Origin of the sequence: Jannaschia formosa (assembly GCF_003340555.1) — a bacterium.
Lineage (GTDB): Bacteria > Pseudomonadota > Alphaproteobacteria > Rhodobacterales > Rhodobacteraceae > Jannaschia > Jannaschia formosa.
This window is the reverse complement of the sequence record NZ_QPLJ01000001.1, coordinates 469,136-495,744: the sequence shown is the minus strand read 5'-3', so window position 1 is coordinate 495,744 and position 26,609 is coordinate 469,136. Positions and strand designations below refer to the sequence as shown.

31 protein-coding genes are annotated in these 26,609 nt (G+C 68.2%); all 31 read left to right on the top strand.

Annotated features, from left to right (window positions below):
* Window positions 1-48 precede the first annotated feature (48 nt).
* The 31 genes from DR046_RS02540 (at window position 49) to DR046_RS02395 (ending at window position 26,491) form a co-directional block, all read left to right on the top strand.
* Window positions 49-1,176, top strand: coding sequence for a lytic murein transglycosylase (locus tag DR046_RS02540; protein ID WP_115379591.1), 1,128 nt, complete (start codon window positions 49-51; stop codon window positions 1,174-1,176).
* 59 nt (window positions 1,177-1,235) lie between these two features.
* Entirely contained in the window at window positions 1,236-1,898 is a 663-nt protein-coding gene (locus tag DR046_RS02535; RefSeq protein WP_115379589.1) for an SH3 domain-containing protein, read from the top strand.
* 52 nt (window positions 1,899-1,950) lie between these two features.
* Entirely contained in the window at window positions 1,951-2,316 is a 366-nt protein-coding gene (locus DR046_RS02530) for an NADH-quinone oxidoreductase subunit A (RefSeq protein ID WP_115379587.1), read from the top strand.
* 453 nt (window positions 2,317-2,769) lie between these two features.
* Window positions 2,770-3,303 (top strand): NuoB/complex I 20 kDa subunit family protein, encoded by a 534-nt coding sequence (locus DR046_RS02525; RefSeq protein ID WP_115379585.1) that lies wholly within the window; start codon window positions 2,770-2,772, stop codon window positions 3,301-3,303.
* A gap of 28 nt (window positions 3,304-3,331) precedes the next feature.
* On the top strand, window positions 3,332-3,937 hold the full coding sequence (locus tag DR046_RS02520; RefSeq protein ID WP_115379583.1) for an NADH-quinone oxidoreductase subunit C: 606 nt from the start codon (window positions 3,332-3,334) through the stop codon (window positions 3,935-3,937).
* Window positions 3,934-4,137: a hypothetical protein gene (locus DR046_RS02515; RefSeq protein ID WP_245190763.1), complete on the top strand. Its 204-nt coding sequence runs from the start codon at window positions 3,934-3,936 to the stop codon at window positions 4,135-4,137. Before DR046_RS02520 ends, DR046_RS02515 begins: the two co-directional genes overlap by 4 nt.
* A complete protein-coding gene (locus DR046_RS02510) occupies window positions 4,137-4,526 on the top strand; it encodes a nuclear transport factor 2 family protein (RefSeq protein ID WP_115379581.1) in 390 nt (129 codons plus the stop codon). The genes DR046_RS02515 and DR046_RS02510 overlap by 1 nt, the downstream gene beginning before the upstream one ends.
* A gap of 10 nt (window positions 4,527-4,536) precedes the next feature.
* Window positions 4,537-5,772: an NADH-quinone oxidoreductase subunit D gene (locus tag DR046_RS02505; protein WP_370815531.1), complete on the top strand. Its 1,236-nt coding sequence runs from the start codon at window positions 4,537-4,539 to the stop codon at window positions 5,770-5,772.
* Window positions 5,773-6,063: 291 nt separating this feature from the next.
* Entirely contained in the window at window positions 6,064-6,258 is a 195-nt protein-coding gene (locus tag DR046_RS02500; protein ID WP_115379579.1) for a hypothetical protein, read from the top strand.
* A 74-nt stretch (window positions 6,259-6,332) separates the two neighbouring features.
* Window positions 6,333-7,658, top strand: coding sequence for an NADH-quinone oxidoreductase subunit E (locus DR046_RS02495; RefSeq protein WP_115379577.1), 1,326 nt, complete (start codon window positions 6,333-6,335; stop codon window positions 7,656-7,658).
* Between the two features lie 36 nt (window positions 7,659-7,694).
* Window positions 7,695-8,813 (top strand): helix-hairpin-helix domain-containing protein, encoded by a 1,119-nt coding sequence (locus DR046_RS23925; protein ID WP_209313535.1) that lies wholly within the window; start codon window positions 7,695-7,697, stop codon window positions 8,811-8,813.
* Between the two features lie 76 nt (window positions 8,814-8,889).
* Window positions 8,890-9,117 carry a DUF5337 family protein gene (locus DR046_RS02485; protein ID WP_115379575.1) on the top strand — a complete coding sequence of 76 codons (228 nt, stop codon included), beginning with the start codon at window positions 8,890-8,892 and terminating at the stop codon, window positions 9,115-9,117.
* Between the two features lie 5 nt (window positions 9,118-9,122).
* Entirely contained in the window at window positions 9,123-10,415 is a 1,293-nt protein-coding gene (gene nuoF, locus DR046_RS02480; RefSeq protein ID WP_115379573.1) for an NADH-quinone oxidoreductase subunit NuoF, read from the top strand.
* Complete coding sequence (locus DR046_RS02475; protein WP_167766840.1) at window positions 10,412-10,957, top strand: MAPEG family protein; 546 nt, start codon at window positions 10,412-10,414, stop codon at window positions 10,955-10,957. Before nuoF ends, DR046_RS02475 begins: the two co-directional genes overlap by 4 nt.
* Window positions 10,954-11,346 carry a DUF5333 family protein gene (locus DR046_RS02470; protein WP_115379569.1) on the top strand — a complete coding sequence of 131 codons (393 nt, stop codon included), beginning with the start codon at window positions 10,954-10,956 and terminating at the stop codon, window positions 11,344-11,346. Before DR046_RS02475 ends, DR046_RS02470 begins: the two co-directional genes overlap by 4 nt.
* Window positions 11,343-11,708 (top strand): hypothetical protein, encoded by a 366-nt coding sequence (locus DR046_RS02465; protein ID WP_115379567.1) that lies wholly within the window; start codon window positions 11,343-11,345, stop codon window positions 11,706-11,708. The genes DR046_RS02470 and DR046_RS02465 overlap by 4 nt, the downstream gene beginning before the upstream one ends.
* Before the next feature lie 66 nt (window positions 11,709-11,774).
* Window positions 11,775-12,161, top strand: a complete 387-nt coding sequence (locus DR046_RS02460) for a DUF5333 domain-containing protein (RefSeq protein ID WP_115379565.1) — start codon at window positions 11,775-11,777, stop codon at window positions 12,159-12,161.
* Window positions 12,162-12,360: 199 nt separating this feature from the next.
* Window positions 12,361-14,379, top strand: coding sequence for an NADH-quinone oxidoreductase subunit NuoG (gene nuoG, locus DR046_RS02455; RefSeq protein WP_115379563.1), 2,019 nt, complete (start codon window positions 12,361-12,363; stop codon window positions 14,377-14,379).
* The gene (locus DR046_RS02450; protein ID WP_370815526.1) at window positions 14,376-14,765 is read left to right on the top strand and encodes a YNQ4 family lipoprotein; all 390 of its coding nucleotides are present in this window, start codon (window positions 14,376-14,378) and stop codon (window positions 14,763-14,765) included. The genes nuoG and DR046_RS02450 overlap by 4 nt, the downstream gene beginning before the upstream one ends.
* Window positions 14,766-14,795: 30 nt before the next feature.
* Window positions 14,796-15,845, top strand: coding sequence for an NADH-quinone oxidoreductase subunit NuoH (nuoH, locus tag DR046_RS02445; RefSeq protein ID WP_370815552.1), 1,050 nt, complete (start codon window positions 14,796-14,798; stop codon window positions 15,843-15,845).
* A gap of 43 nt (window positions 15,846-15,888) precedes the next feature.
* Window positions 15,889-16,395, top strand: a complete 507-nt coding sequence (gene nuoI / locus DR046_RS02440; protein ID WP_115379559.1) for an NADH-quinone oxidoreductase subunit NuoI — start codon at window positions 15,889-15,891, stop codon at window positions 16,393-16,395.
* Window positions 16,392-16,781 (top strand): carboxymuconolactone decarboxylase family protein, encoded by a 390-nt coding sequence (locus DR046_RS02435; RefSeq protein ID WP_115379557.1) that lies wholly within the window; start codon window positions 16,392-16,394, stop codon window positions 16,779-16,781. Before nuoI ends, DR046_RS02435 begins: the two co-directional genes overlap by 4 nt.
* A 2-nt stretch (window positions 16,782-16,783) precedes the next feature.
* On the top strand, window positions 16,784-17,392 hold the full coding sequence (locus DR046_RS02430; protein ID WP_370815550.1) for an NADH-quinone oxidoreductase subunit J: 609 nt from the start codon (window positions 16,784-16,786) through the stop codon (window positions 17,390-17,392).
* A 1-nt stretch (window position 17,393) separates the two neighbouring features.
* Complete coding sequence (locus tag DR046_RS02425) at window positions 17,394-17,849, top strand: hypothetical protein (protein WP_115379553.1); 456 nt, start codon at window positions 17,394-17,396, stop codon at window positions 17,847-17,849.
* A 61-nt stretch (window positions 17,850-17,910) separates the two neighbouring features.
* Window positions 17,911-18,216, top strand: coding sequence for an NADH-quinone oxidoreductase subunit NuoK (gene nuoK, locus DR046_RS02420; RefSeq protein WP_115379551.1), 306 nt, complete (start codon window positions 17,911-17,913; stop codon window positions 18,214-18,216).
* A gap of 6 nt (window positions 18,217-18,222) precedes the next feature.
* Window positions 18,223-20,298, top strand: coding sequence for an NADH-quinone oxidoreductase subunit L (gene nuoL, locus DR046_RS02415; RefSeq protein WP_115379549.1), 2,076 nt, complete (start codon window positions 18,223-18,225; stop codon window positions 20,296-20,298).
* A 3-nt stretch (window positions 20,299-20,301) separates the two neighbouring features.
* Window positions 20,302-21,849, top strand: coding sequence for an NADH-quinone oxidoreductase subunit M (locus DR046_RS02410; RefSeq protein ID WP_115379547.1), 1,548 nt, complete (start codon window positions 20,302-20,304; stop codon window positions 21,847-21,849).
* Window positions 21,850-21,859: 10 nt separating this feature from the next.
* A complete protein-coding gene (gene nuoN / locus DR046_RS02405) occupies window positions 21,860-23,296 on the top strand; it encodes an NADH-quinone oxidoreductase subunit NuoN (RefSeq protein ID WP_209313534.1) in 1,437 nt (478 codons plus the stop codon).
* Window positions 23,297-24,049, top strand: coding sequence for a biotin--[acetyl-CoA-carboxylase] ligase (locus DR046_RS23920; protein WP_209313533.1), 753 nt, complete (start codon window positions 23,297-23,299; stop codon window positions 24,047-24,049).
* Window positions 24,049-24,819 carry a type III pantothenate kinase gene (locus DR046_RS02400; RefSeq protein WP_115379545.1) on the top strand — a complete coding sequence of 257 codons (771 nt, stop codon included), beginning with the start codon at window positions 24,049-24,051 and terminating at the stop codon, window positions 24,817-24,819. The genes DR046_RS23920 and DR046_RS02400 overlap by 1 nt, the downstream gene beginning before the upstream one ends.
* Window position 24,820: 1 nt before the next feature.
* The gene (locus DR046_RS02395; RefSeq protein WP_115379543.1) at window positions 24,821-26,491 is read left to right on the top strand and encodes a ribonuclease J; all 1,671 of its coding nucleotides are present in this window, start codon (window positions 24,821-24,823) and stop codon (window positions 26,489-26,491) included.
* The last annotated feature ends 118 nt before the right edge of the window (window positions 26,492-26,609 follow it).

Below are 26,609 nucleotides of genomic sequence, written 5' to 3'. Positions count from 1 at the left end.
GTCCTGTAGCCTGACGGGCAACCCCTCGTCAGAAGGACATGCAGGCCGATGCTCACCCGACGCAGCTTCACGCTTTCGCTCGCCGCCATCCCGCTCGCCGGATGCGGCGGCGCGCAGCCGATGACGTCCGTTCGCCCCGCCGCGCGGGATTCCGACCCGGACCTCGTGCCGCGCACCACCCCCGGCTGGACCGCCTGGGTCGAGAGCTTCAAGCGCCGCGCCGCAGGCGAGGGCATCCGGGCGGACGTGCTCGACGCCGCGTTCCGGGGGCAGGGCTTCGTTCCGGGCGTGGTCAGCCGCGACCGCAACCAGACCGAGTTCCGCCGCAGCTTCGAGGACTACCTCGCCATCATTGCCGGGGAGGAGCGCGTCGTCGAGGGCCGCGCCGCCTTTGCCGCGCAGCGCGGGCGGCTTGAAGCCATCGAGGCGCGCTACGGCGTGCCCGCCGAGATCGTCGCCGCGATCTGGGGCGTCGAGAGCCGCTACGGCCAGCGACGCGGGACGATCCCCGTGATCTCCTCGACCTCGACGCTGGCATTCGACGGGCGGCGGGGGCGGTTCTTCGAGCAGCAGCTCGTCGCCGCGCTGCGCATCCTGCAATCGGGGGACACGACGCCGCAGCGGCTGGTCGGGTCCTGGGCGGGGGCGATGGGGCACACGCAGTTCATCCCCACCTCCTACCAGGCCTTCGCGGTCGACTTCACCGGCGACGGGCGCCGAGACATCTGGTCCGAGGACCCGTCCGACGCGCTGGCCTCGACCGCGGCCTACCTGTCGCGCAACGGCTGGCAGCGCGGCGCGCTGGTCTCGCGCGAGGATCCGGGCGGCAACCTGCGTACGGATGCGGGCGGGCCGGTCTTCCGCACCGGGCCGAACCACGGCTCGATCAAGCGCTACAACAATTCCGACAACTACGCGCTGGGCGTGGCCTATCTGGCGGGGCGGATCGCGGGGGGCGGGCCGCTCGCGCAGGGCTTCGGGCCCGACCGCTACGGGCTCGACATCGACGACCGTAGGGAGTTGCAGCGCCGGCTGACAGCGGCGGGCTACGATACGGATGGCGACGACGGCGTGATCGGCCCGAACAGCCGCGCCGCCATCGAGGCCTTTCAGCGCGCCAATGGCCTGGCGGTGACGGGCGATCCGTCCCCCGGTCTGCTGCAGGCGCTGCGCTGACGGTTGCCACGGCCTCGCCGGGGCGCATCTCTTGTCCGGTCGTTACCCGAGGGGTCGCCATGCTTCGCCTGCTCGCCTGTCTTGCCATCCTGATCGCGTCGCCCGCGGCCGCGCAGCCCATCCGCAACCTCGGCTCCGCGCCCGCCCCGCTGCGCAGCGGGCCGGACGCCTTCGGCCCGGTCGTGGGCGAGCTGGCGCCCGGAGCGCCCGCCGAAGTCACGCGCTGCGACTGGTCGGGCCGCTGGTGCCTCGTCTCGACCGACCGGGAGGTCGGCTGGCTCGACATGGAGTTGCTGCCCTCCAGCCAGAGCGCGGGCGCCGGGGTCCGGCCCCTGCCGCTACCGGGCGAGATCGAGGTGACTCCGCTGCCGGGGGAGAGCGGCGTCGGGCTCGATCCGGAGGCCACGCCCCTGCCACGTGCGATCCTCGACGCCGTGCCGCCCGGCGCGGCCTCGCGGCTAGACCCCGTCGCGGGGACGCGGCCCCCGCTGCTGCTGTCGATGACCCGCCCGATGCGCAACGTCACCGACGGGATCGTGAACCTGCGGGCGGGGCCGGGGACGGACCACGCGGTCATCGGACAGCTCGACCCGGGCGAGGGCGGCCCGATCGAGACCTGCAACGCGACCGAGCAATGGTGCCTGATCCGCACGCCGGACGGGCCCGGCTGGGTCAAGATGACGCTCGTCGGTGCGGCGCGCCATGTCATTACCGCGCGTTGACGTCTGCGCCCGCCCGGCCTAGACCAGGACCGCAAGCGCGCGGAGGCCTCTCATGTCGATCATGCTCATGGAATACCTGCCCATCCTGATCTTTCTGGGCGTGGCCATCGGGCTCGGCCTCGTGCTGATCCTCGCGGCGGCGCTGATCGCGGTGCGCGCGCCGGACCCCGAGAAGGTGTCGGCCTACGAATGCGGCTTCAACGCCTTCGACGACGCGCGGATGAAGTTCGACGTGCGCTTCTACCTCGTGGCGATCCTGTTCATCATCTTCGACCTCGAGATCGCGTTCCTGTTCCCCTGGGCCGTGTCCTTCGCGGGCCTGACGGACGCCGCCTTCTGGTCGATGATGGTCTTCCTGACGGTTCTGACCGTGGGCTTCGCCTACGAATGGAAGAAGGGCGCGCTCGACTGGGAGTGATGCTGGAGGGCGGCCCGCCGCACCGCCGGCGTTTCGCAGCCTGCGCCCCAGCGGGATATCTTCGTCGGGAAGGCAGGGGCAATGGCCCCGGACGCAACCTCGATTCTATGACCTGTGCCGCAATATGCGCCGGGGAGTGGATGACCGGTCAGGACGAACCTGCGCTTCTCCGCCCGGTATACTCGGCTGGAACGGCCTCCTGGGACTCAAGCCCCTTCTCCTTCTGCCTAACCGAAAGACCTCCGCCCCAACCATCCCACATCGAGGGCGCCTCCGGCGCGGCGTCAGGCATTCTGCGGCCAAGCCCGGGCTACGTTCGGTCGCAGGGGGGAAGCGGTCCGGCCTCCTTATATGTTCTCCGAGCCCGCGTTGACCCTGTCTGGGCCGCGCGGTAGACCGCAGACCACCCCGGGGCGCCCCCAGACCGCGCCTCGACATAGCCAGGAGCGAGCCATGGGCGTGCAGACATCCCTGAACACCGCAGGCGGCGACAAGGAGCATGCGACGCAGCTCCTCAACCGGGAGCTTCAGGACAAGGGCTTCCTGCTGACCTCGACCGAGGACATCATCAACTGGGCGCGCACCGGCAGCCTGCACTGGATGACCTTCGGGCTGGCCTGCTGCGCCGTCGAGATGATGCATACCGCCATGCCCCGCTACGACGCGGAACGCTTCGGCATGGCGCCCCGCGCCTCTCCGCGCCAGTCGGACCTGATGATCGTGGCCGGCACGCTGACCAACAAGATGGCCCCCGCGCTGCGCAAGGTCTACGACCAGATGCCCGAGCCGCGCTATGTGCTATCGATGGGCTCCTGCGCGAACGGGGGCGGCTATTATCACTACAGCTATTCCGTGGTGCGGGGCTGCGACCGGATCGTGCCGGTGGACCTCTATGTTCCGGGATGCCCGCCGACGGCCGAGGCGCTGCTCTACGGGCTGCTGCAGCTTCAGCGGAAGATCCGCCGGACGGGGACACTCGTGAGATGAGCCGCGCGGAAATGGAAGGATCGCTGCGATGACCCAGCAACTCGCCGAGCTGATCGATCACGTGAAGCTGCGCCAGCCGGACCTGGTGGCCGACTGGACCATCGCGCGGGACGAACTGACCGTGGAGGCCCAGCCGACCGACATCCCCGCGCTGGTCGACTTCCTGAAGACCGACGAGCAGTGCCGCTTCGCCTCGCTGGTGGACATCACCGCCATCGATTATCCGGGCGACGAAAAGCGCTTCTGCGTCGTCTACCACTTCCTGTCGATGTACCGGAACCAGCGCATCCGGCTGAAGGCCTATGTGCGCGAGGAAGAGATCGTCCCCTCGATCATCGACATCCATCCCTCGGCCAACTGGTTCGAGCGGGAGGTGTTCGACATGTTCGGCATCCTCTTCTCGGGCCACCCGGACCTGCGCCGCATCCTCACCGACTACGGCTTCCGCGGCTATCCGATGCGCAAGGACTTCCCGACGACGGGCTATACCGAGGTCCGCTACGACGAGGTGCAGAAGCGCGTCGTCTACGAGCCGGTGAACCTGACGCAGGAATACCGGATCTTCGACTTCCTCTCCCCGTGGGAGGGTGCGGAATACATGCTGCCGGGGGACGAGAAGGGGGGCAAGGCATGATGGGCTCCTATGGCATGGGCCTGGGCGGTTTCGGCTGGATGCTGATCCTCGGCGCGCTGGTCGTGATCCCGTTCTGGAAGCTGCTGCCCCGCTTCGGGATGCCGAGCTGGCTCGGCCTCCTGGCGATCTTCCCGCTCGTGGCGCTGATCCTTCTCTGGGTCATGGCCTTCAAGGACGACAAGCCCCGGGGCGTCTCGTGATGGTTGGTGTCGTTTCCTCCGAGGCCGCCATCCGTGCCTTGGCCGAGGCCTATTGCGAGGGCGTCTACCACGCCCGCCCCGAGATCTTTGAAGAGATCTGCCACGATCGGTTCCAGATGACAGAGATCACCGCCGAGGGCGGCGCGAATTTCTGGGACAAGGCGTCCTACCTCGCGCGTGTGCGCGGGCGGTCTGCCTTCCCGGGCGAGGTCTCGGCGGAGATCCTGAGCATCGACGTGGCGGGCGACGAGATCGCGCGCGTCCACCTTTGGGTCGACGTGCCGCCGCGCCGCTATGAGGACCATCTGGGGTTCGTGCGGGTGGAGGGAAGCTGGAAATTGCTGACCAAGGTGTTCCGCACGATGGGCGCCTCGGACCTGAAAGTTTGAGGAGACCGACATGATGGACGGTGACCTGACATCCCCGCGCGGCTACGAAGACGCCCTCACCGGCGAGCAGAAGATCCGCAACTTCAACATCAACTTCGGACCGCAGCACCCGGCGGCGCACGGCGTGCTGCGTCTCGTGCTGGAGCTCGACGGCGAGATCGTGGAGCGGTGCGACCCGCATATCGGCCTGCTCCACCGCGGCACCGAGAAGCTGATGGAGAGCCGGACCTACCTCCAGAACCTGCCCTATCTGGACCGACTCGACTATGTCGCGCCGTTCAACCAGGAGCATGTCTGGTGCATGGCGATCGAGAAGCTGACCGGCACGCCCGTTCCGCGGCGGGCGCAGCTGATCCGCGTGCTCTACGCCGAGATCGGGCGCATCCTGAGCCACCTGCTCAACGTCACCACGCAGGCGATGGACGTGGGCGCGCTGACGCCGCCGCTCTGGGGCTTCGAGGAGCGCGAGAAGCTCATGACCTACTGCGAGCGCGCCTCGGGCGGGCGGATGCACATGGCCTATTGCCGGCCCGGCGGCGTGCACCAGGACATAACCACCGACCTGATCGACGACATCGAGGCGTGGTGCCAGCACTTCCCGACGGTGCTCGACGACATCGACGGGCTGCTGACCGAGAACCGGATCTTCAAGCAGCGCAACGTCGACATCGCCATCGTCTCCGAGCAGGAGGTGATGGACTGGGGATTCTCGGGCGTGATGGCGCGGGGATCGGGCCTCGCCTGGGACCTGCGCCGCGCGCAGCCCTACGAGTGCTACGACGAGTTCGAGTTCCTGATCCCGACCGGCAGGAACGGCGACTGCTTCGACCGCTACCTCGTCCGGATGGAGGAGATGCGGCAGTCGGTCCGCATCATGCAGCAGGCCATCGAGAAGCTGCGGGCCCCGGAGGGGCAGGGCGACGTGCTGGCCCGGGGCAAGATGACCCCGCCCTCGCGCGGCGACATGAAGACCTCGATGGAGAGCCTGATCCACCACTTCAAGCTCTATACCGAGGGCTTCCGCGTGCCCGAGGGCGAGGTCTATGCCGCGGCCGAGAACCCGAAGGGGGAGTTCGGGGTCTACATGGTCTCCGACGGGACCAACAAGCCCTACCGCATCAAGCTGCGCGGGCCGGGATACCTGCACCTGCAGGCGATGGACCACATCACGCGCGGCCACCAGCTGGCCGACGTGGCGGCGATCATCGGAACGCTGGACGTGGTGTTCGGGGAGATCGACCGATAGGCGAGGGCGTCCTGGACGAGGAAGGGCGGCAGCGCCTTGGCGCCGCCGCCCGCCTCGTGCTCGGAGCATTCGATCGGGAGCATCCCGATCCCGTCATCCTCGATCCGCGGGCCGAGAAAGCATTCGCCCGAATCTCGCCAAAGCGACGTCAGGAGACTTCCGATCAAGCAGCGGGCATGACGGAACCGGACGCGACCGCGCGGATCGGACGTTTCCGGCAAAATCTGCCCCACGATCGCCGCGTCGAGCCAGAGGCCCGGCGTGTCCCGGCCGCATCGCGGACGACCTGACATGGCCGCCACCACCCTCGCCTGGGCGCTCTACGTCGTCACGCCGCTCGCGGTCCTTTTCTTCCTGACGGTGTTCCTCGTCTCGATGGGGCGCGGGTCGCATAGCGGCCGGTTCGTGCGGTTCTGCGACCGTGCGCAGCTGCCGGCCCTCGTGCTGGTCGTCACCTGCGTGATCCTCACCGTCCGATACTTCTAGCCGCGGCCGTCGCGCCCTTTCGCACGCGGCATCGTCGCGTTAAGACGCAGCCCAGACCATATGCGAGGACCCCGATGCTCCGCCGCCTCCACCCCGAACAGCCCGAAAGCTTCGCCTTCACCCCGGCCAACCAGAAATGGGCCGAGGCGCAGATCACCAAGTATCCGGAGGGGCGGCAGGCCAGCGCCGTCATCCCGCTGCTCTGGCGCGCGCAGGAGCAGGAGGGCTGGCTGACCCGTCCGGCGATGGAGCATGTCGCCCAGATGCTCGGCATGGCCTATATCCGCGTGCTGGAGGTCGCGACCTTCTACTTCATGTTCCAGCTCCAGCCGGTCGGCGCCGTCGCGCATATCCAGATCTGCGGCACAACCTCCTGCATGATCTGCGGGGCCGAGGACCTCGTCGCCGTCTGCAAGGACAAGATCGCAAAGCGCCCGCACGAGATTTCCGAGGACGGAAAGCTTTCGTGGGAGGAGGTCGAGTGCCTCGGCGCCTGCTCGAACGCGCCGATGGCCCAGATCGGCAAGGACTATTACGAAGACCTGACGCCCGAGCGCTTCGCGGAGATGCTGGACCAGTTCCGCGCGGGCGAGGTGCCGGTGCCGGGGCCGCAGAACGGGCGTTTCGCATCCGAGCCGCTGGGCGGGGTCACCTCGCTGAAGGACCATGCGGAAAACCGCGACCACGACCGCAACGCCTCCGTCGCGCTGGCCGCCGAGATCGGCGACACGATCAAGCGCATCGACGGAACCGAGGTGCCGCTCCGGACGCCGTGGCGGGCGGCGGAGCAGGCCGATCCCGATCCGGTCGCCGCTTCGCGCGACTCGCTGTTGCCGCCGACCAGCCGGCAGGACCGGCCGGGCGGCCGCGCCGCCGGCGCGGAGGAGCCGCCGCGCGACCGGGGCGATGCCAGCGACGGCATGGCCAATGTCCGCGGCTCCGACGCGACGCCGACGGGCAAGCCGGAGGAGGGCAGCGTCATCGACCGGCCCGGCGGCTATCCCGGCGGGGGCATGGAAGACAAGGGGACGGCCGTCACCGGCACCACCGATACCGACGGAGAGCCGGAGGGCACGCAGACCGCCATCGAGGCGACGGCCTCGGATGCGACGCCGGTCAAGCCTCCGTCGCTGAGCGCCCCGCGCGAGGGGGCGGGCGACGATCTGACGAGGATTCGAGGCATCGGGCCGAAGCTGGCCGAAATCTGCAACTCCCTGGGATTCTATCATTTCGACCAGATCGCCGACTGGTCGGAGGCCGAGGTCGCCTGGGTCGACCGGAACCTCGAAGGGTTCAGGGGCCGCGTGACGCGTGACGAATGGGTGAAACAAGCTAAGGTGTTGCGTGACGGGGGGGAACCCGAAGTCCCCGCCCGCCGCGACAGGGGAGAGGCGGAGTGACCGCCCGCTCCCCATGACCCATGGGGAGGCATTGAGATGCAACAACAACTTCGTCCGATCCCGGCGCGCGAGGCCGCAGCGAGCAGCTGGGGCGTCGCGGCCCTGGTCGGCGTCGCGACCTTCGCCCTTCTCCGGATCATCGGAGACTGGACCTTCCTGCAGGCGGCCTTCGCCGGCGGGGTGGTCCTGCTAGCCCTCGGCGGGGTCATCGCGGTCAGCGTCGGTCGCGTGCTGCCCGCCGACGCGCTGGACCACCGGCCCCCGACCCGCCGCATGGGCGGCGCGGAGCAGGGGCTCGCCGTCGATCTGGAGGCGATGCGCCCGCGCGACCTGAACGCGCCCTCGCCCCACAGGACAGACATCGAGCGCTCGATGATCTCGGACGCCCGGGGGCATCGCGGGCTGAGCGGCCGGTCCTTCCGCCAGCCGATCCGCGGCACGATCGAGACGGCGCCCGCGACGCTCGTCCCCGCGCCCGCGCCGATCAACGCCAGCGACCCGGGTGTCGCGCGGCCCGTGGGCGCCACCGCGAATGCGAGGCCGATGGCGCAGCCCGCGCCGCTCAACGGCCGAATCGTGGCGCCGGAGCCGCCGCTTCCCTTCGAAGGCGAAGCCCCCGGCCGGATCTCGCGGAACGAGGCCGCGCTCGCGGGGGGCGCCGCGGTGACGGTCCGTCCGACGGCCACTCACTCGGTCCAGAGCTACAACGAGCCCGGCCGCGGCGACGACACCGTCGAGGCGTCGAGCGGCACGCTGCCCGACAGTTCGCCCGCCTCCGACGACAGGTCCGCGAGGATGCCCAGCGCAGACGATCCGGCGCCGATCCCGGGGCCGCCCCCGGCCGAATCCCATCCCGCCGAGGTCGAGGGCGAGAAGCCCATGACGCTGGACGCGCCGCGCGGCGGGTCCGGCGACGACCTCAAGAAGATCCGGGGCATCGGCCCGAAGCTGGAGGACATGCTGAACGCCATCGGCTTCTGGCATTTCGACCAGATCGCAAGCTGGACCGACCGGGAGGCCGCCTGGGTCGATCAGCACCTCGAGGGCTTCAAGGGCCGGGTGACGCGGGACGACTGGGTCGCGCAGGCCCGGGCTCTGGCCGCTGAGGCGGGCTCCGCCCCGGCTGGGCGGGTCGGTGACGCCGACGCGGACTGACCGGACGCGCCGCCGGCTGCGCCTCGGCCGGTCGCGCTTGACGGCGCCCCGCGCGACCTGTTGAAGAGGGGCCGAAATGACCGGCCCCTCGGACCAAGACAGGCGCATCGCCCGAACCCAGCGCAACGTCGCGCTGACGATCCTCGGCACGTTCGCGATCTGGCTGCCGCTGCAATGGGCGGGGGCGGCCTATGGCCTGCCGCCCCGCTGGCTGGCCCTGGCCGATCTTGTCGCATTGGCCGCCCTGGCCTTCGCGCTGATTATGCTGCTGCGTGTCCGCAAGATGCGCCGCGAGAAGGAGTGAGCCAGATGCTGAAGGACCAGGACCGGATCTTCACCAACATCTACGGGATGCACGACCGGACCCTGAAGGGCGCGCAGGCGCGCGGCCATTGGGACGGCACGAAGGACCTGATCGGCCTCGGCCGCGAGAAGATCGTGGACATCATGAAGGCCAGCGGTCTGCGCGGCCGTGGTGGCGCGGGCTTCCCGACGGGGCTCAAGTGGTCCTTCATGCCCAAGGAATCGGATGGCCGGCCCGCCTATCTCGTCATCAACGCCGACGAATCCGAGCCCGGGACCTGCAAGGACCGGGAGATCATGCGCCACGACCCTCACACGCTGGTCGAGGGCGCGCTGATCGCCAGTTTCGCAATGGGCGCGCATGCCTGCTACATCTACATCCGCGGGGAATACATCCGCGAGAAGGAAGCGCTGCAGAACGCCATCGACGAAGCCTACGAGGCGGGCCTGATCGGCAAGGACGCCTGCAAGTCGGGCTGGGACTTCGACCTCTACCTGCATCACGGCGCGGGCGCCTATATCTGCGGCGAGGAGACCGCCCTGATCGAGAGCCTCGAGGGCAAGAAGGGCATGCCGCGCATGAAGCCGCCCTTCCCGGCGGGCGCGGGGCTCTATGGCTGCCCGACCACGGTGAACAACGTCGAGAGCATCGCGGTCGTCCCGACCATCCTGCGCCGCGGGGCAGAGTGGTTCGCGGGCTTCGGGCGGCCGAACAACGCAGGCACCAAGCTTTTCGCGATCTCGGGCCACGTCAACAAGCCCTGCGTCGTCGAGGAAGCCATGTCGATCACCTTCGAGGAGCTGATCGAGCGCCATTGCGGCGGCATCCGCGGCGGCTGGGACAACCTGAAGGCGGTGATCCCCGGCGGCTCGTCGGTGCCGATGATCCCCGGCAAGGAAATGCGCGAGGCGATCATGGATTTCGACTACCTGCGCGAGCAGAAGTCGGGCCTCGGCACGGCGGCGGTCATCGTGATGGACAACTCCACCGATGTCATCAAGGCGATCTGGCGGCTCTCGGCCTTCTACAAGCACGAGTCCTGCGGCCAGTGCACGCCCTGTCGGGAAGGGACCGGCTGGATGATGCGCGTCATGGATCGGCTGGTGAAGGGCGAGGCCGAGGTGGAGGAGATCGACATGCTGCTCGACGTCACCAAGCAGGTCGAGGGCCACACGATCTGCGCCCTGGGTGACGCGGCGGCCTGGCCGATCCAGGGCCTGATCCGGCATTTCCGGGGCGAGATCGAGGATCGCATAAAGCACAAGCGCTCGGTCCGTCCGGCCGTGGCCGCGCAGTGAGAGCCTTGCGGATCGCCGCGCCGCTCGTGGCGCTTCTGGCGATGAGCGGCGCCCTCGCCGCCCAGTCGCCGGGCGCGATCCCGCTGGACCCGTCACTTGCCGAAGGCGGGGCCCGACCGCGCGACCTGCTGCGGCTGCTGTTCGAGCCCTATGCCCACGCCATCGCCTCCCTCGGGATATGGTCGCTGCTGACGATCGCGCTGATTCCGCTTTCGATCGCGGGCAAGGCGCGGGCGCTCAGCGACAGCGGGCATCCGGTGCGCGACTATGCCGACCCGATGTATCGCCGCCATCGGGCGCTGCAGAACTCGATGGAGATCACCGGCCCGTTCCTCGCTGCGACGCTCGCCGCGATCCTCGCCGGGGCCGCGCCCTTCTGGGTGAATCTGCTGGTCTCCGTCTTCGTGCTGGCCCGCATCGCCACCGCAGTCGTCCATGTCGCGACCGAGAACCAGGGACTGCGCTCCGCGACCTGGGCGGTCGGCATGCTCTGCCTCGCGGTCTTGGCGGTGATGGCCGTGATCGCGGCCTTCACGCTGTGAGGCTCGCCGCGATCCTGTTGCTGACCGCGCTGCCCGCCGCCGCGCAGGAGCTTCGACCGATCCCCGGCTATTTCGTCGAGGCGGCGATGCAGACCTCGACGGCGAATGTCCTCGCCGTCCATTGCGGCCGGCTCTCGGTCGATCCCGTGGCTGCGGCGCAGCTGTCCGACCGGGTTCTGTCGCGCCTGAACGAGGAAGGGATCACGCCCCGCATCCTTGCCGAGGAGACGGAGGACCCGACCGCGGCCATCGCCGCGCTGCAGGACGCCTTCGTCGCCAAACACGGGCTGGCCGACGGCGCGCCCGAGGAGGCCGTCTGCGCCGCAGGGCTGGCCGAGATCGCCGAGGGGACGGGCATCGGGGCGCTGCTGGTGGAGGTCGAGGAATGAGGATCGCGGTGCTGGCGGCCCTTGTGGCGCTGACGGGGTGCGGCGGGATCGCCTCGGGCGACAGCGGGCTGTTTGCCGGCCGGTCGCTGCGCGGCTCGACCGAGGAGGTCGGGGGCATCCACTTCCGCTCGCGCGTGACTTCCGAGGCCGAGGACCGGCGCAGCTTCACCGTCTCGACCCGCAATGCGGCGCGCGCTCTGCCACAGGCGGTGGAGGCCGGGCGCGTCGAGGCGGTGCGCTATTGCCTGACGCGCTATGGCGGCTCCGATATCGCCTGGACCCAGGGGCCCGACCGCCCGCCGGAGCAGATCGTGCTGGCGGACGGCGCGCTGGTGCTGAGCGGGCGCTGCCTCGCCCGGTGAGGCGGCCGCTATTGAATGACGCGCGTCGCGGGCCGACCTAGGGGGTAACGCCTTCGGAGACCTGCCATGCCCGTCCGACTCGCCCTTGCCCTGCCGCTTCTCGCCACCCCCGCCTTCGCCGGGCTGGAGCAGGAGCCGCGCATCACCGAGGGGCTGATCACCGTCGGCATCGCCTACGAGATCAGCGAGGTCTGCCCCTCGATCGACGGCCGCAAGATTCGCGGGCTGCGCTATCTGCTGGCGCTAAAGGCGGCGGCGCGGGAGCTGGGCTACAGCGCGGCCGAGATCGACGCCTTCGTCGACGACGACGCCGCCAAGGACCGGCTGGAGGCCGTCGCCCGCCAGCGGCTGGCCGCGAAGGGCGCGACCGAGGGCGACGTCGCGGCCCATTGCCGCGTGGGCGAGGCGGAACTGGCCGCCGACAGCCAGATCGGGCGGCTCCTGTCGAAGTGACGGCAGCCCGGGGGGCGGGCAGGGCGCTCTGCCCCCGCTCGTTACGTCCGCTTCCCCGGCATGTTGGGGGACCATCAAAAGAGGGGGCGCGCGGCAACCTCGGCCAGGACGCGATCGCCGGTCTGCGGCGAACCCGCTTCTGGTCATGGACGTTGAGGAGGTTTAAACCCGTGCCCGAACGCCGAGACCGGAGCTTCCCATGAGCGACCTGAAGAAAATCGTGATCGACGGCAACGAGATCGAAGTGCCCGCCGCGATGACCCTCATCCAGGCCTGCGAGGAGGCCGGGATCGAGATTCCCCGCTTCTGCTATCACGAGCGGCTGTCGATCGCGGGCAATTGCCGGATGTGCCTCGTCGAGGTCGTGGGCGGGCCGCCGAAGCCCGCCGCCTCCTGCGCGATGCAGGTCAAGGACCTGCGCCCGGGGCCGGAAGGCCAGCCGCCGCAGGTCCGCACCAACTCGCCCATGGTCAAGAAGGCCCGCGAAGGGGTGATGGAGTTCCTGCTCATCAACCACCCGCTCGACTGCCCGATCTGCGACCAGGGTGGGGAATGCGACCTGCAGGACCAGGCGATGGCCTATGGCGTCGACTTCTCGCGCTACCGCGAGCCGAAGCGCGCCGCCGTCGACCTCGACCTCGGGCCGCTGGTCGAGACGCACATGACGCGCTGCATCTCCTGCACGCGCTGCGTGCGCTTCACGACCGAGGTGGCCGGCATCACCCAGATGGGCCAGACCGGGCGCGGCGAGGACAGCGAGATTACCTCCTATCTGGGCGAAACGCTGAAATCGAACCTGCAGGGCAACATCATCGACCTCTGCCCGGTCGGCGCGCTGGTCTCGAAGCCCTATGCCTTCACCGCGCGTCCGTGGGAGCTGGGCAAGACCGAGACGATCGACGTGATGGACGCGCTCGGGTCCTCGATCCGGGTCGACACCAAGGGGCGCGAGGTCATGCGCATCATGCCGCGCAACCACGACGGCACCAACGAGGAATGGATCAGCGACAAGACCCGCTTCGTCTGGGACGGGCTGCGGCGCCAGCGTCTGGACCGACCCTATATCCGCGAGAACGGCAAGCTGCGCCCCGCCACCTGGCCCGAGGCACTGTCGGCGGCTGCCTCCGCGATGAGGGACCGGAAGGTTGCCGGGTTGGTCGGCGACCTCGTATCGACCGAGGCGGCCTACGCGCTGAAGTCGCTGATGGACGCGATGGGCGGCGTGACCGAGTGCCGGACCGACGGCGCGAAGCTGCCCGCCGGCGACCGGGCCGGCTATGCCGGCACGGCGGCGGTCGAGGATATCGACACGGCGCGCTCCATCCTGCTGGTGGGCACCGACCCCTCGGTGGAGGCGCCCGTCCTGAACGCGCGCATCCGCAAGGCCTGGCTGCGCGGCGCGTCGGTCGGCCTGATCGGCAAGGCGGTCGATCTGACCTATGACTATACCCATGTGGGCACCGGGCCCGCCGCCTTTGCGGAGATCGAGAAGAGCGGCTTCGAGGCCGGCAAGGACGGCCCCGCGCTGGTGATCGTCGGCATGGGCGCGCTGTGCCGGGACGATGGGGCGGATGTCCTGAAGGTGGCGCGGGCCGCCGCCGAGACGTCGAATGCAGGCCTTCTGATCCTGCACACGGCGGCCGCCCGCGTCGGCGCGATGGATGTCGCCGCGACCTGCGAGGGCGGGATCGCCGAGGCGCTGTCGGCGGAGGTGATCTACAACCTCGGGGCCGACGAGATCGAGATTCCCGCAGGCCCCTTCGTGATCTACCAGGGCAGCCACGGGGATCGCGGCGCGCATCGCGCCGACCTGATCCTGCCGGGTGCCGCCTGGACCGAGGAGCAGGGGCTGTTCGTCAACACCGAGGGCCGGCCGCAGCTGGCGCTGCGCGCGGGCTTCGCGCCGGGCGAGGCCAAGGAAAACTGGGCGATCCTGCGCGCGCTCTCGGCCGAGGTCGGCTATCAGTTGCCCTTCGACAGCCTGGCGCAGCTGCGCCGCGCGATGGTCGAGGCCGCGCCGCAGCTGGGCGAGATCGACCAGGTGTCGGTCAACACGCCCGCGCCCCGCGGCGAGACCCCGGCGCTCGGATCCGGCGATTTCGATCTGGCGGTGCGGGAGTTCTACCTGACAAACCCGATCGCGCGGGCCTCGCAGCTGATGGGCGAGCTCGCTGCCCTGGCGAAGGGACGCGAGCCGCAGCCCATCGCCGCCGAGTGAGGAGAGCCCTGGCCTGGGCCGCGGCTCTGGCCTGCGCGGCCTGTCAGGCCGAGGAGCTGCCGGAGATCAGCGTCTTCCGCCCCGACTATCTCGGGGTGGAGACGCGGCTTCTGGATCCGCGGCTGGTGAACCTGATCGCGCGCATGGACGGGGCCCGCGACGGGCAGGACGTGACCGACTATGCGCGCTGCGCCGCCGCCCAGTACGCGCTGATCCGCGGCTTCGGTTTCGCGCGTCATGTCCGCACATCGTTGGCGGAACGGGGTGGCGTTTGGAGTGCAGATGCGGTTTACACCGTGTCGCCGGACCTCCCTCGGGGGGTGAGAACGATCGACGCGGAAGTGGTGGTCGAGGACTGCCGCAACCGGGGCATCCCCACGATCTGAGGGATGCCGAACCCATGAGGCAATGACATGCTGGTAACCTTCCTTGAGACCCCTGCCGGCATCGGTGTCCTGATCCTGGCGCAGGTGATGGCTGTCGTGGCCTTCGTCATGATCTCGCTGCTGTTCCTGGTATATGGCGACCGCAAGATCTGGGCCGCGGTGCAGATGCGCCGGGGGCCCAACGTCGTGGGCGTGTTCGGCCTGTTCCAGACCGTGGCCGACGCTCTGAAATACGTCGTCAAGGAGATCGTGATCCCGGCGGGCGCCGACCGCGCCGTGTTCCTGCTGGCGCCGCTGATCAGCTTCGTCCTGGCGATGATCGCCTGGGCGGTGATCCCCTTCGGCGAGACCTGGGTGCTGGCAGACATCAACGTCGCCATCCTGTATGTCTTCGCGGTGTCCTCGCTGGAGGTCTATGGCGTCATCATGGGCGGCTGGGCGTCGAACTCGAAATACCCGTTCCTGGGCAGCCTCAGGTCGGCGGCCCAGATGATCTCCTACGAGGTGTCGATCGGCCTCATCATCATCGGGGTGATCCTCTCGACCGGCTCGCTGAACTTCGGCGACATCGTCCGGGCGCAGGACACGGGCTGGGGCTTCTTCGGCTGGTACTGGCTGCCGCATTTCCCGATGGTGTTCCTGTTCTTCATCTCCTGCCTGGCCGAGACGAACCGCGCCCCCTTCGACCTGCCCGAGGCCGAGTCGGAACTGGTGGCGGGCTATCAGGTGGAATATTCCTCGACGCCCTTCCTGCTGTTCATGGCGGGCGAATACATCGCCATCTTCCTGATGTGCGCGCTCATCTCGCTGTTGTTCTTCGGCGGCTGGCTGTCGCCCATCCCGTTCCTGCCGGACGGGCCGCTCTGGATGGTGGCCAAAATGGCGTTCTTCTTCTTCCTCTTCGCGATGGTGAAGGCCATCGTGCCCCGCTACCGCTACGACCAGCTGATGCGGCTGGGCTGGAAGGTGTTCCTGCCCTTCTCGCTGGCCTGGGTCGTGATCGTCGCCTTCCTCGCCAGGTTCGAGGTGCTGGGCGGCTTCTGGGCCCGCTGGCCCGAGGTCGTGGCCGTGGTGAACTGATCCCGGCCCGCGCGACCAACATTTGGATGATCGGAGACGACCGATGACCACCACCGACACGCAGATCGACTGGAAACGGTCGGCCAAGTATTTCCTGCTCTTCGACATGTGGAGCGGCATGAAGCTGGGGCTGAAGTACTTCTTCGCCCCGAAGGCCACGCTCAACTACCCGCACGAGAAGGGGCCGCTCAGCCCCCGCTTCCGGGGCGAGCACGCGCTGCGCCGATACCCCAACGGCGAGGAGCGCTGCATCGCCTGCAAGCTCTGCGAGGCAATCTGCCCCGCGCAGGCCATCACCATCGACGCCGAGCCGCGCGAGGACGGGTCCCGCCGCACGACGCGCTACGACATCGACATGACGAAGTGCATCTATTGCGGCTTCTGCCAGGAAGCCTGCCCGGTCGACGCCATCGTGGAAGGCCCGAACTTCGAGTTCGCGACCGAGACCCGGGAGGAGCTGCTCTACGACAAGGACAAGCTGCTCGCGAACGGCGAGCGCTGGGAGGCGCTGATCGCCAAGAACCTCGAGCTGGACGCGCCGTACCGATGACCGACAACCCCTTCGCCGCCTGGACCAGGCAGATGCAGGACATGGCCAAGGCCATGAATCCCGCGCTGGAGAACTTCACCCCGCAGGGCTTCGAGAAGCTCTGGCCGACGATGCCCGGCGACCTGGTCGAGCAGTTCGCCGGCAAGGGGATGAACCCCGAAGGGCTGGACGCGAAGACCAAGATGCTGCTGACCCTCGGCGGGCTGACCATCCTCGGCGCGCAGGCCGAGGCGCAGATCCGCATGACCGTCCGGCAGGCGGTGGCGCAGGGCGCGACAAAGCAGGAGGTGGCCGAGACCATCGGCCTGATGGGCCTGTTCGGCGGCCTGCCCGCGATGAACAAGGCGATGTCCCTCGCCAACGAAGTCCTGGAGGACAAGGAATGAGCGTGCTGACCTTCGCCTTCTACCTGTTCGCGATCCTGACGATCACCGGCGGGCTGATGACGGTCCTCGCCCGCAACCCGGTCCATTCGGTGCTGTGGCTGATCCTCACCTTCCTGTCGACGGCGGGCCTGTTCGTGCTGATCGGGGCGGAGTTCGTCGCGATGCTGCTGGTCATCGTCTATGTCGGCGCGGTCGCGGTGCTGTTCCTCTTCGTCGTGATGATGCTCGACGTCGACTTCGCCGAGCTCAAAGCCGAGATGGCGCGCTACGTGCCTCTGGGCGGGCTGATCGGCGTCGTGCTGCTGATGCAGCTCGTCATCGCCTACGGTGTCTGGGACGTGGCCGAGGGCGTGGTGATCGCCGAGGGGCTGGAGACGATCCCGGTCCCGCCGCAGTTGAACACGGCGGCGCTGGGCCTCGTGCTCTACGACCAGTATTTCCTGATGTTCCAGCTTTCGGGCCTGATCCTTCTGGTCGCGATGATCGGCGCCATCGCCCTGACGCTGCGCCACCGCAAGGATGTGAAGCGCCAGAACGTGCTGCACCAGATGTGGCGCGATCCGGCCCGCGCGATGGAGGTGCACGACGTCAAGCCGGGGCAGGGGCTCTGACGTGCGGCTCGCCGCCCTTCTCTTGCTCGCCACCACGGCCCCCGGCCTCGCGCTCGACCTGTCGCAATGCCGCCGCATCACCAACCCCTCCTACGGGGGCGAGGCGCGGCACCAGGCGATGGCGGGGGACTGGGCGTCCTGGATCGAGTGGTGGAGCCAGGGGGGCGTCTATACCGACCTCAAGGTCGCCGATTGCGGCGACCAGCGGCTGATGACAGCGCGCATGCGCGAGGAAAACATCAAGGACCGCCGCTTCGACCGGCGGACGGCGTCGATGAGGGCCTTCGAGACCTATGCGGGCCGCGCGCCCGCCTTCTACGACCTGAACGACCTCGCCGCCGCGATGGACCGCGTGGCCGAGGACGTGCGGGTCGAGCCGATGCTTCGGGAGGTCTGCGCCTGCGCGGCGCTGCACCCGGATGCGCGCGGGGGGCTGGACGCCTTCGCGCTGGAGTGACAGAGGGCGGGGCGAGAGGCCCTGCGACCAAGACGGGGCGAAGGCCCGAGAGGACGACCGGATGATCGGACTGGAACACTACCTAACCGTGGCGGCGGCGCTGTTCGTCATCGGGATCTTCGGCATCTTCCTGAACCGGAAGAACGTCATCGTCATCCTGATGTCGATCGAGCTGATGCTGCTTGCCGTGAACATCAACTTCGTCGCCTTCTCCGGCTTCCTCGGCGACCTGACGGGACAGGTCTTCACCCTGTTCGTGCTGACCGTCGCCGCCGCCGAGGCCGCCATCGGCCTTGCCATCCTGGTCTGCTTCTTCCGCAACAAGGGCACGATCGACGTCGAAGACGTCAGCGTGATGAAGGGGTAACGACCGATGGAAACCATCCTCCTCCTCGCCCCGCTCGTCGGCTCGATCATTTGCGGCTTCGGCTGGAAGTTCATCGGCGAGCAGGCCGCCATGGTCACGGCCACGGGTCTGCTGATCCTGTCGGCGCTGCTGTCGTGGTGGGTGTTCCTCGCCCATGACGGCGTGACCGAGACGATTCCGCTGCTGACCTGGATCGAGTCGGGCAGCCTGTTCACCGAATGGGCGATCCGCATGGACCGGCTGACGGCGACCATGCTGATCGTCATCACCACGGTCTCGGCGCTCGTCCACGTCTACAGCTTCGGCTACATGGACCACGACCCGCAATGGCGCGAGGGCGAGGTCTACAAGCCGCGATTCTTCGCCTACCTGTCGTTCTTCACCTTCGCGATGCTGGCGCTGGTGACGGCGGACAACCTGCTGCAACTGTTCTTCGGCTGGGAGGGCGTCGGCGTCGCCTCCTACCTGCTGATCGGGTTCTACTGGCGCAAGCCGAGCGCGGGCGCCGCCGCGATGAAGGCCTTCATCGCCAACCGCGTCGGCGACTTCGGCTTCCTGCTGGGCATCTTCGCGATCTTCTACGTCACCGACACGATCCAGCTTCAGACGATCTTCGAGATGGCGCCCGAGATCGCCCTGACCGAGCTGCACTTCCTCTGGACCGACTGGAACGCGGCGGAGCTGATCGCCTTCCTTCTGTTCATCGGCGCGATGGGCAAGTCGGCGCAGCTCGGCCTGCATGTCTGGCTGCCCGACGCGATGGAGGGCCCGACTCCGGTCTCGGCCCTGATCCACGCGGCGACCATGGTGACGGCGGGCGTCTTCCTCGTCTGCCGCATGTCCCCGATCATGGAGTTCGCCCCGGCCGCCATGGGCTTCGTCGTCGTCATCGGCGCGGCCTCGGCCTTCGTCGCCGCGACGATCGGGCTGGTGCAGACCGACATCAAGCGCGTCATCGCCTATTCGACCATGTCGCAGCTGGGTTACATGTTCGTGGCAGCCGGGCTCGGCGCCTATTCCGTCGCGATGTTCCACCTGCTGACCCACGCCTTCTTCAAGGCGATGCTGTTCCTCGGCGCGGGCTCGGTGATCCATGCGATGCATCACGAGCAGGACATGCGGAACTATGGCGGGCTGAGGGACAAGATCCCCTATACCTTCTGGGCGATGATGATCGGCACGCTGGCGATCACCGGCGTCGGCATCCCGCTGCTTTACGTGGGCTTCCCCATCGGCTTCGCGGGCTTCGTGTCCAAGGACGCGATCATCGAGGTCGCCTATGTCGGATCGACCGGCGCGTTCTGGATCCTCGTCGCCGCGGCCACGCTGACCAGCTTCTATTCCTGGCGCCTGATGTTCCTGACCTTCTACGGCAAGCCGCGGGGCGACAGGCACACCCACGAGCATGCGCATGAAAGCCCGGCGGTCATGACCGTGCCGCTCGCCGTGCTGGCCGTCGGCTCCGTGCTGGCGGGGATGGTGTTCTACGGACCCTATTTCGGCAGCCAGGAGAAGGTCGACCATTTCTTCGGCATCACCCACGAGGCGCCGACGGATCACGCGCAGGTCGCCCTCGGCGCCGCCCATGCCGCCACCCTGGTGGAGGTGCCGCACGAGCGCAGCCAGGTGCCGGGCGAGGGCGCGATCTTCATCGGCCCCGAGAACCACATCATCCACGAAGCCCATCTGGTGCCCTACTGGGTGAAGCTGTCGCCCTTCATCGCGATGCTGCTGGGGTTCGGCACGGCCTGGCTGTTCTACATCCGCAACCCCTCGCTTCCCGGGCAGTGGGCGCGCAACGGCAGCACGGCCTACGCCTTCCTGCTCAACAAGTGGTATTTCGACGAGATCTACGACCAGGTCTTCGTCCGCCCGGCCAAGTGGCTCGGCCGCTTCCTGTGGAAGAAGGGCGACGGCACCGTGATCGACGGGTCGATCAACGGGCTGGCCATGGGGCTCGTGCCCTTCGCGACGAAATGGCTGAACCGCGCGCAGTCGGGATACATCTTCACCTATGCCTTCGCGATGGTGATCGGGATCGTGGTGCTGATCACCTGGACGACCATCGCGGCGGGGAACTGAGCCATGGCGAACCTTCTCTCCATCGTCACCTTCACCCCGCTGATCGCGGCGCTGATCCTTGCGCTGTTCCTGCGCGGCGAGGACGAGGCCGCGCAGCGCAACGCCAAGTGGCTGGCGCTGGGCGCGACCACCTTCACGTTCCTCGTGTCGCTGCTGGTGCTGTTCGGCTTCAACCCGCAGGACACCGGCTTCCAGTTCGTGGAAGAGCGGGAATGGCTGCTGGGCCTCAACTACAAGATGGGCGTGGACGGCATCTCGATCACCTTCGTGATGCTGACGACCTTCCTGATGCCGCTGGTCATCGCCTCGGCCTGGGACGTGACGCACAAGGTCAAGGACTACATGGTCGCGTTCCTCGTGCTGGAATCGCTGATGATCGGCGTGTTCTGCGCGCTGGACCTGATCCTGTTCTACATCTTCTTCGAGGCGGGCCTGATCCCGATGTTCCTGATCATCGGGATCTGGGGCGGCAAGGACCGGATCTACGCCTCGTTCAAGTTCTTCCTCTATACGCTGCTCGGCTCGGTGCTGATGCTTGTCGCGATGATCGCGATGTATCTCGACGCCGGTACGACCGACATCCCGACGCTGCTCGCGCATGACTTCAGCTATGCGCCGCTCGACGTGCTGGGCTTCACCGTCGTCGGGGGCGCGCAGACGCTCATGTGGCTGGCCTTCTTCGCGAGCTTCGCGGTGAAGATGCCGATGTGGCCGGTCCATACCTGGCTGCCCGACGCGCACGTGCAGGCGCCGACGGCCGGATCGGTCGTGCTGGCCGCGATCCTGCTGAAGATGGGCGGCTACGGTTTCCTGCGCTTCTCGCTGCCGATGTTTCCCGTGGGGTCGGAGCTGCTGGGCCCGCTGGTCCTGTGGCTGTCGGCCATCGCCATCGTCTACGCCTCGCTCGTCGCGCTGATGCAGGAGGACATGAAGAAGCTGATCGCCTATTCCTCGGTCGCCCATATGGGCTTCGTGACGATGGGCATCTTCGCGGCCAACCAGCAGGGGGTCGACGGCGCGATCTTCCAGATGATCAGCCACGGCTTCATCTCCGGCGCGCTGTTCCTGATCGTGGGCGTGATCTACGACCGGATGCATACCCGCGACATCGACGCCTATGGCGGCCTCGTGAACCGGATGCCGGCCTACGCCTTCGTCTTCATGCTGTTCACGATGGCCAATGTCGGCCTGCCCGGCACCTCCGGCTTCGTGGGCGAGTTCCTGACCCTGCTGGGCGTCTTCCAGGTCAACACCTGGGTCGCGCTGGTCGCCTGCACGGGCGTGATCCTGTCGGCTGGCTATGCGCTGTGGCTCTACCGCCGGGTCGTCTTCGGCGACCTCATCAAGGAGAGCCTGCGCTCGATCACCGACATGAGCGCGCGCGAGAAGGCGATCTTCGCACCGCTCGTGGCCTTCACGATCCTGCTGGGCGTCTATCCGTCGCTTCTGACCGACATCATCGGCCCCTCCGTCGCGGAGCTGGTCGCCGAGTACGACATCGCCACCGCCGATCTGATCCTCGACCACGCGGTCGCGGACGCGGACCATTGAGGGCCGAGACATGACCGCCATCGATCTCTCCATCATCCTGCCCGAGATGCTGCTCGCCATCTACGCGATGGGCGCGCTGCTGGGCGCGGTCTACACGACGAAGGACGCGCTGGCGAAGCCGCTGGTCTGGCTGACCGCCGCGGTCTTCGTGCTCACCGCCGCCTGGATCGGGCTTTCGGACGAGGCGGGCCTCGGCTTCTCGGGCATGATCGTGAAGGACGGCTTCTCGCGCTTCGCGCAGGTGACGATCCTGCTCTCGGCGGCGGTCGTCCTGGTGATGAGCGTCGACTACTTGGACCGCACCGGGCTGATGAAGTTCGAGTATCCGATCCTCATCACCCTGGCTGTCATCGGCATGATGGTGATGGTCTCGTCGGGCAACCTGCTGACCCTCTACATGGGGCTCGAGCTGCAGTCGCTGTCGCTCTATGTCGCCGCGTCGATGCGGCGCGATCACGTCAAATCGACCGAGGCGGGGCTCAAGTACTTCGTCCTCGGCGCGCTCAGCTCCGGCCTGCTGCTCTACGGCATCTCGCTGACCTACGGCTATACCGGCACGACCGAGTTCGCGGGCGTGATCGCCGCCGCGTCGGACGGGCAGCTTGCGCTCGGGCTGCTGTTCGGGCTCGTCTTCCTGATCTCGGGCCTGGCCTTCAAGGTCTCGGCCGCGCCGTTCCACATGTGGACGCCCGACGTCTATGAGGGGTCGCCCACGCCGGTCACGACCTTCATGGCGACGGCGCCCAAGGTCGCCGCGATGGCCATGTTCGCCCGCGTCACCCATGACGCCTTCGGCGGCGCGGTCGCCGACTGGCAGCAGATCGTGGCGCTTCTGTCGGTGCTCAGCATGTTCGTCGGCGCCATCGCCGCGATCGGCCAGCGCGACATCAAGCGGCTGATGGCCTATTCCTCGGTCGCGCACATGGGATACGCGCTGATGGGCCTCGCCGCCGGCACGGCGGGCGGGGTGCAGGCGATGCTGCTCTACATGGCGATCTACGTCGTGATGAGCATCGGGACCTTCGCCTTCATCCTGTCGATGACCCGCGACGGGATGGAGACGACGGACATCCGGTCGCTGAACCAGCTTTCAGACAGGCATCCGGGGAAGGCGCTGGCCCTTCTGATCCTGATGTTCAGCCTCGCGGGGATTCCGCCGATGCTGGGCTTCTTCGCCAAGCTCGCCGTGCTGCAGGCCGCGGTCGATGCGGGGCTGGTCTGGCTGGCGCTGCTGGGCATGATCGCCTCGGTCATCGGCGCCTACTACTACCTGCGGATCGTCTACTTCATGTATTTCGGCAAGACCGAGGCTCCGGTCGACGGCGACATGCCGATGGTGCCGTGGGTCGCGCTGGTTGCCTCGGCGGTGATCATGCTGGTGGGCATCGTCAACCTGTTCGGGCTGGAAGGCGCCGCCCTGGCCGCCGCCGTGACGCTGGTGAACTGAGTGGCGGGCTGGCCCGCGGGCATCGACCGGATCGTCCTCGAAAGCACCGACAGCACCTCCGCCGAGGCGGCCCGTCGGGCGCCCGGGGCGCCGACCTGGATCATGGCGCATCGCCAGACCGCCGCGCGCGGACGGCGCGGGCGGGCCTGGACCATGCCCGAAGGCAACTTCGCCGCCTCGCTGACCTGGCGCCCCGGCGGCACGCCCGCCGCGCAGGCGTTGCGCAGCTTCGTGGCCTCGCTTGCGCTGCATGACGCGCTGTCGGGCATGGGCGTGGCGGGGCTGGCGCTCAAATGGCCGAACGACGTCTTGCTGGAGGGCGGCAAGCTCGCCGGCATCCTGCTGGAGGGCGCGGGCGACCGGCTGATCCTCGGCATCGGCATCAACCTGATCGCCGCGCCCGGCGCGTCCGAGGTCGAGCCGGGCGCGACGCGCCCTGTCTCGCTGCTCGAGGCGACGGGCCTGCGGATCACGCCCGAGGCGATGCTCGACGCACTGGCTCCCGCCTTCGCCGCGCGCGAGGCGGAGTTCGCGACCTGGGGCTTCGCCCCGATCCGCACCGCCTGGATGCGCCGGGCCGCGCGGCTGGGCGAGACGGTCACCGCGCGGACCATGGCCGAGACGACCCGTGGCACCTTCGAGGACGTGGACGCGGAGGGGCGCCTCGTCCTGCGCACCGAAGGCGGCCTGCGCCGCATTCCGGCGGCCGACATCTTCTTCGAAGCCGTCCCCGAGACCCGAGAGGGCGCGTGATGCTTCTGACCATCGACTGCGGCAACACCAACACGGTCTTCGGGATCTGGGACGGCGCGCGCTTCGTCGCCTCCTGGCGCCGGGCGACCAACCATCAGAGCACCGCGGACGAGTACTACGCCTGGCTGCGGACCTCGATGAGCCTGCGCGGCCTCGATGTGGCGATCACCGAATGCATCGTCTCCTCGACCGTGCCGCGCGTCGTCTTCAACCTGCGCGTCCTCTGTGACCGCTACTTCGACACCCGGCCCCTGGTGGTGGGCAAGCCTGACTGCGCCCTGCCGGTCCCGCCCCGGGTCGATGCGGGGACGACGGTCGGCCCGGACCGGCTGGTCAACACCGCCGGAGCCCATGACCGCCATGGCGGCGACCTGATCGTGGTCGATTTCGGGACCGCCACGACCTTCGACGTGGTCGACACCGACGGCGCCTATGTCGGCGGGGTGATCGCGCCGGGCGTGAACCTCTCGCTCGAGGCGCTGCACATGGCCGCAGCCGCGCTGCCCCATGTCGACATCACCCAGCCGCAGCGCGTCGTGGGCACCAATACCGTCGCCTGCATGCAGTCGGGCATCTTCTGGGGCTATGTCGGCCTGATCAAGGAAATCGCCGCCCGCATCCGGGCGGAGCGCGACCGGCCGATGCGGGTGATCGCCACCGGCGGGCTCGCCCCGTTGTTCCAGCAGGCCGAAAGCCTATTTGACACCTTCGAAGACGATTTGACGATGCACGGCCTCACCGTGATCCATCGCTACAACAAGGACCATTGAGATGGCACGCGACAGGCTCATCTATCTGCCCCTGGGCGGGGCAGGCGAAATCGGCATGAACGCCTATGTCTACGGCTACGGCCCCGAGGGGCGGGAGCGGTTGATCCTCGTCGATCTGGGCATCGCCTTCCCGGACATGGACAGCACGCCCGGCGTCGATGTGATCATGCCCGACATCTCCTGGCTGACCGACAAGCTGGACCGGCTCGAGGCGGTGTTCGTCACCCATGCGCATGAGGACCATGTCGGCGGGGTGGGCCATCTGAGCCCGCAGCTGAAGACTCCGATCCACTGCCGCAAGTTCACCGCGAACCTCGCCCGCCGCAAGCTGGCCGAGAAGGGGCAGGACGTGTCCCTGGTCAAGACCGTCGGGACCTGGCCCGCGCAGGTCGATGCCGGACCGTTCAAGGTGGGCTTCCTGCCCGTCTCGCATTCGATCCCCGAGAGCGCGGCGCTGGTGATCGACACGCCGGCGGGGCGGATCATCCATTCGGGCGACTTCAAGATCGACCGTTCGCCGGTCGTCGGAGAGGCGTTCGACGACACGCTCTGGGCCGAGGTGGCGAAGGGCGGCGTGCGTGCACTGATCTGCGATTCGACCAATGTGTTCTCGAAGCATCCCGGGCGCTCCGAGGCGGAGGTGAAGCCGAACCTCGTGCCGCTGGTCCAACAGGCCAGGGGCATGTTCGTCGCGACGACCTTCGCATCCAACGTCGCGCGGCTGCAGTCGCTCGCCAAGGCCGGCGAGGCGGCGGGCCGCTCGATCTGCCTGATGGGCCGCGCGATGCGCCGCATGACCGAGGCCGCCGTCGAGGAGGGCATCCTGACCGACTTCCCGAAGACGATCTCGCCCGAGGACGCGGCGAACGTCCCGCGCGAGAACCTGATGCTGATCGTCACGGGCAGCCAGGGGGAACGGCGCGCCGCCTCGGCCCAGCTCAGCCGCGGCAAGTATTTCGGGATGGAGCTGAAGGAGGGCGACACCTTCCTCTTCTCGTCCAAGACGATCCCCGGCAACGAGCGGGATGTCGCCATCATCATGAACAACCTCTCCGAGCTCGGGGTGGACGTGGTGACGGACGAGGACGGGCTCTATCACGTCTCGGGCCACGCCAACCGCCCCGACCTGGAATACGTCCACAAGCTGGTCGACCCGCAGATCGTGATTCCGATGCACGGGGAGCATCGCCACCTGCGGGAGCACGCGAAGCTGGCCGACACGTTGGGACGCACGGGCGTGCTGGCCCCGAACGGAACGATGGTGAACCTCGCCGGAAACAAGCCCGAGGTGGTCGAGCATGTCGAGACCGGACGGACCTATCTGGATGGCTCGGCGCTGGTCGGGCAGTTCGACGGCGTCGTGCGTGACCGCATCCGGATGGCGCTGAACGGCCATGCGGTCGTGGCCGTGATGGTCGATGACGACGACGAGGTGCTGGAAGACACCTGGGTCGACCTGCGCGGCCTGCCCGACCTGCCGGACGGAGCGGCGCTCGCCGACCAGATGGAAGAGTATCTGGCCCGCCAGCTCGCCCGCATCGACACCCGCACGGCGGGCGATGACGAGAAGCTGGAGGACCTGATCGTCAAGGGCGTCCGCAAGGTCGCGCAGGACGAGGTCGGCAAGCGGCCCGAGGTGACGGTGCTGATCACCCGCCTCTCGGCCGAATGAGCGGATCGTTCCCTCAACGTTCCGTGCCCACCCGCCGCGAATAAGATTTGTCCAAGAGGCGTGCGGTCGGGGCATAATTGTGTCATGGCTGACCTGTCGGCGTGCCGCGTTTGGTTCG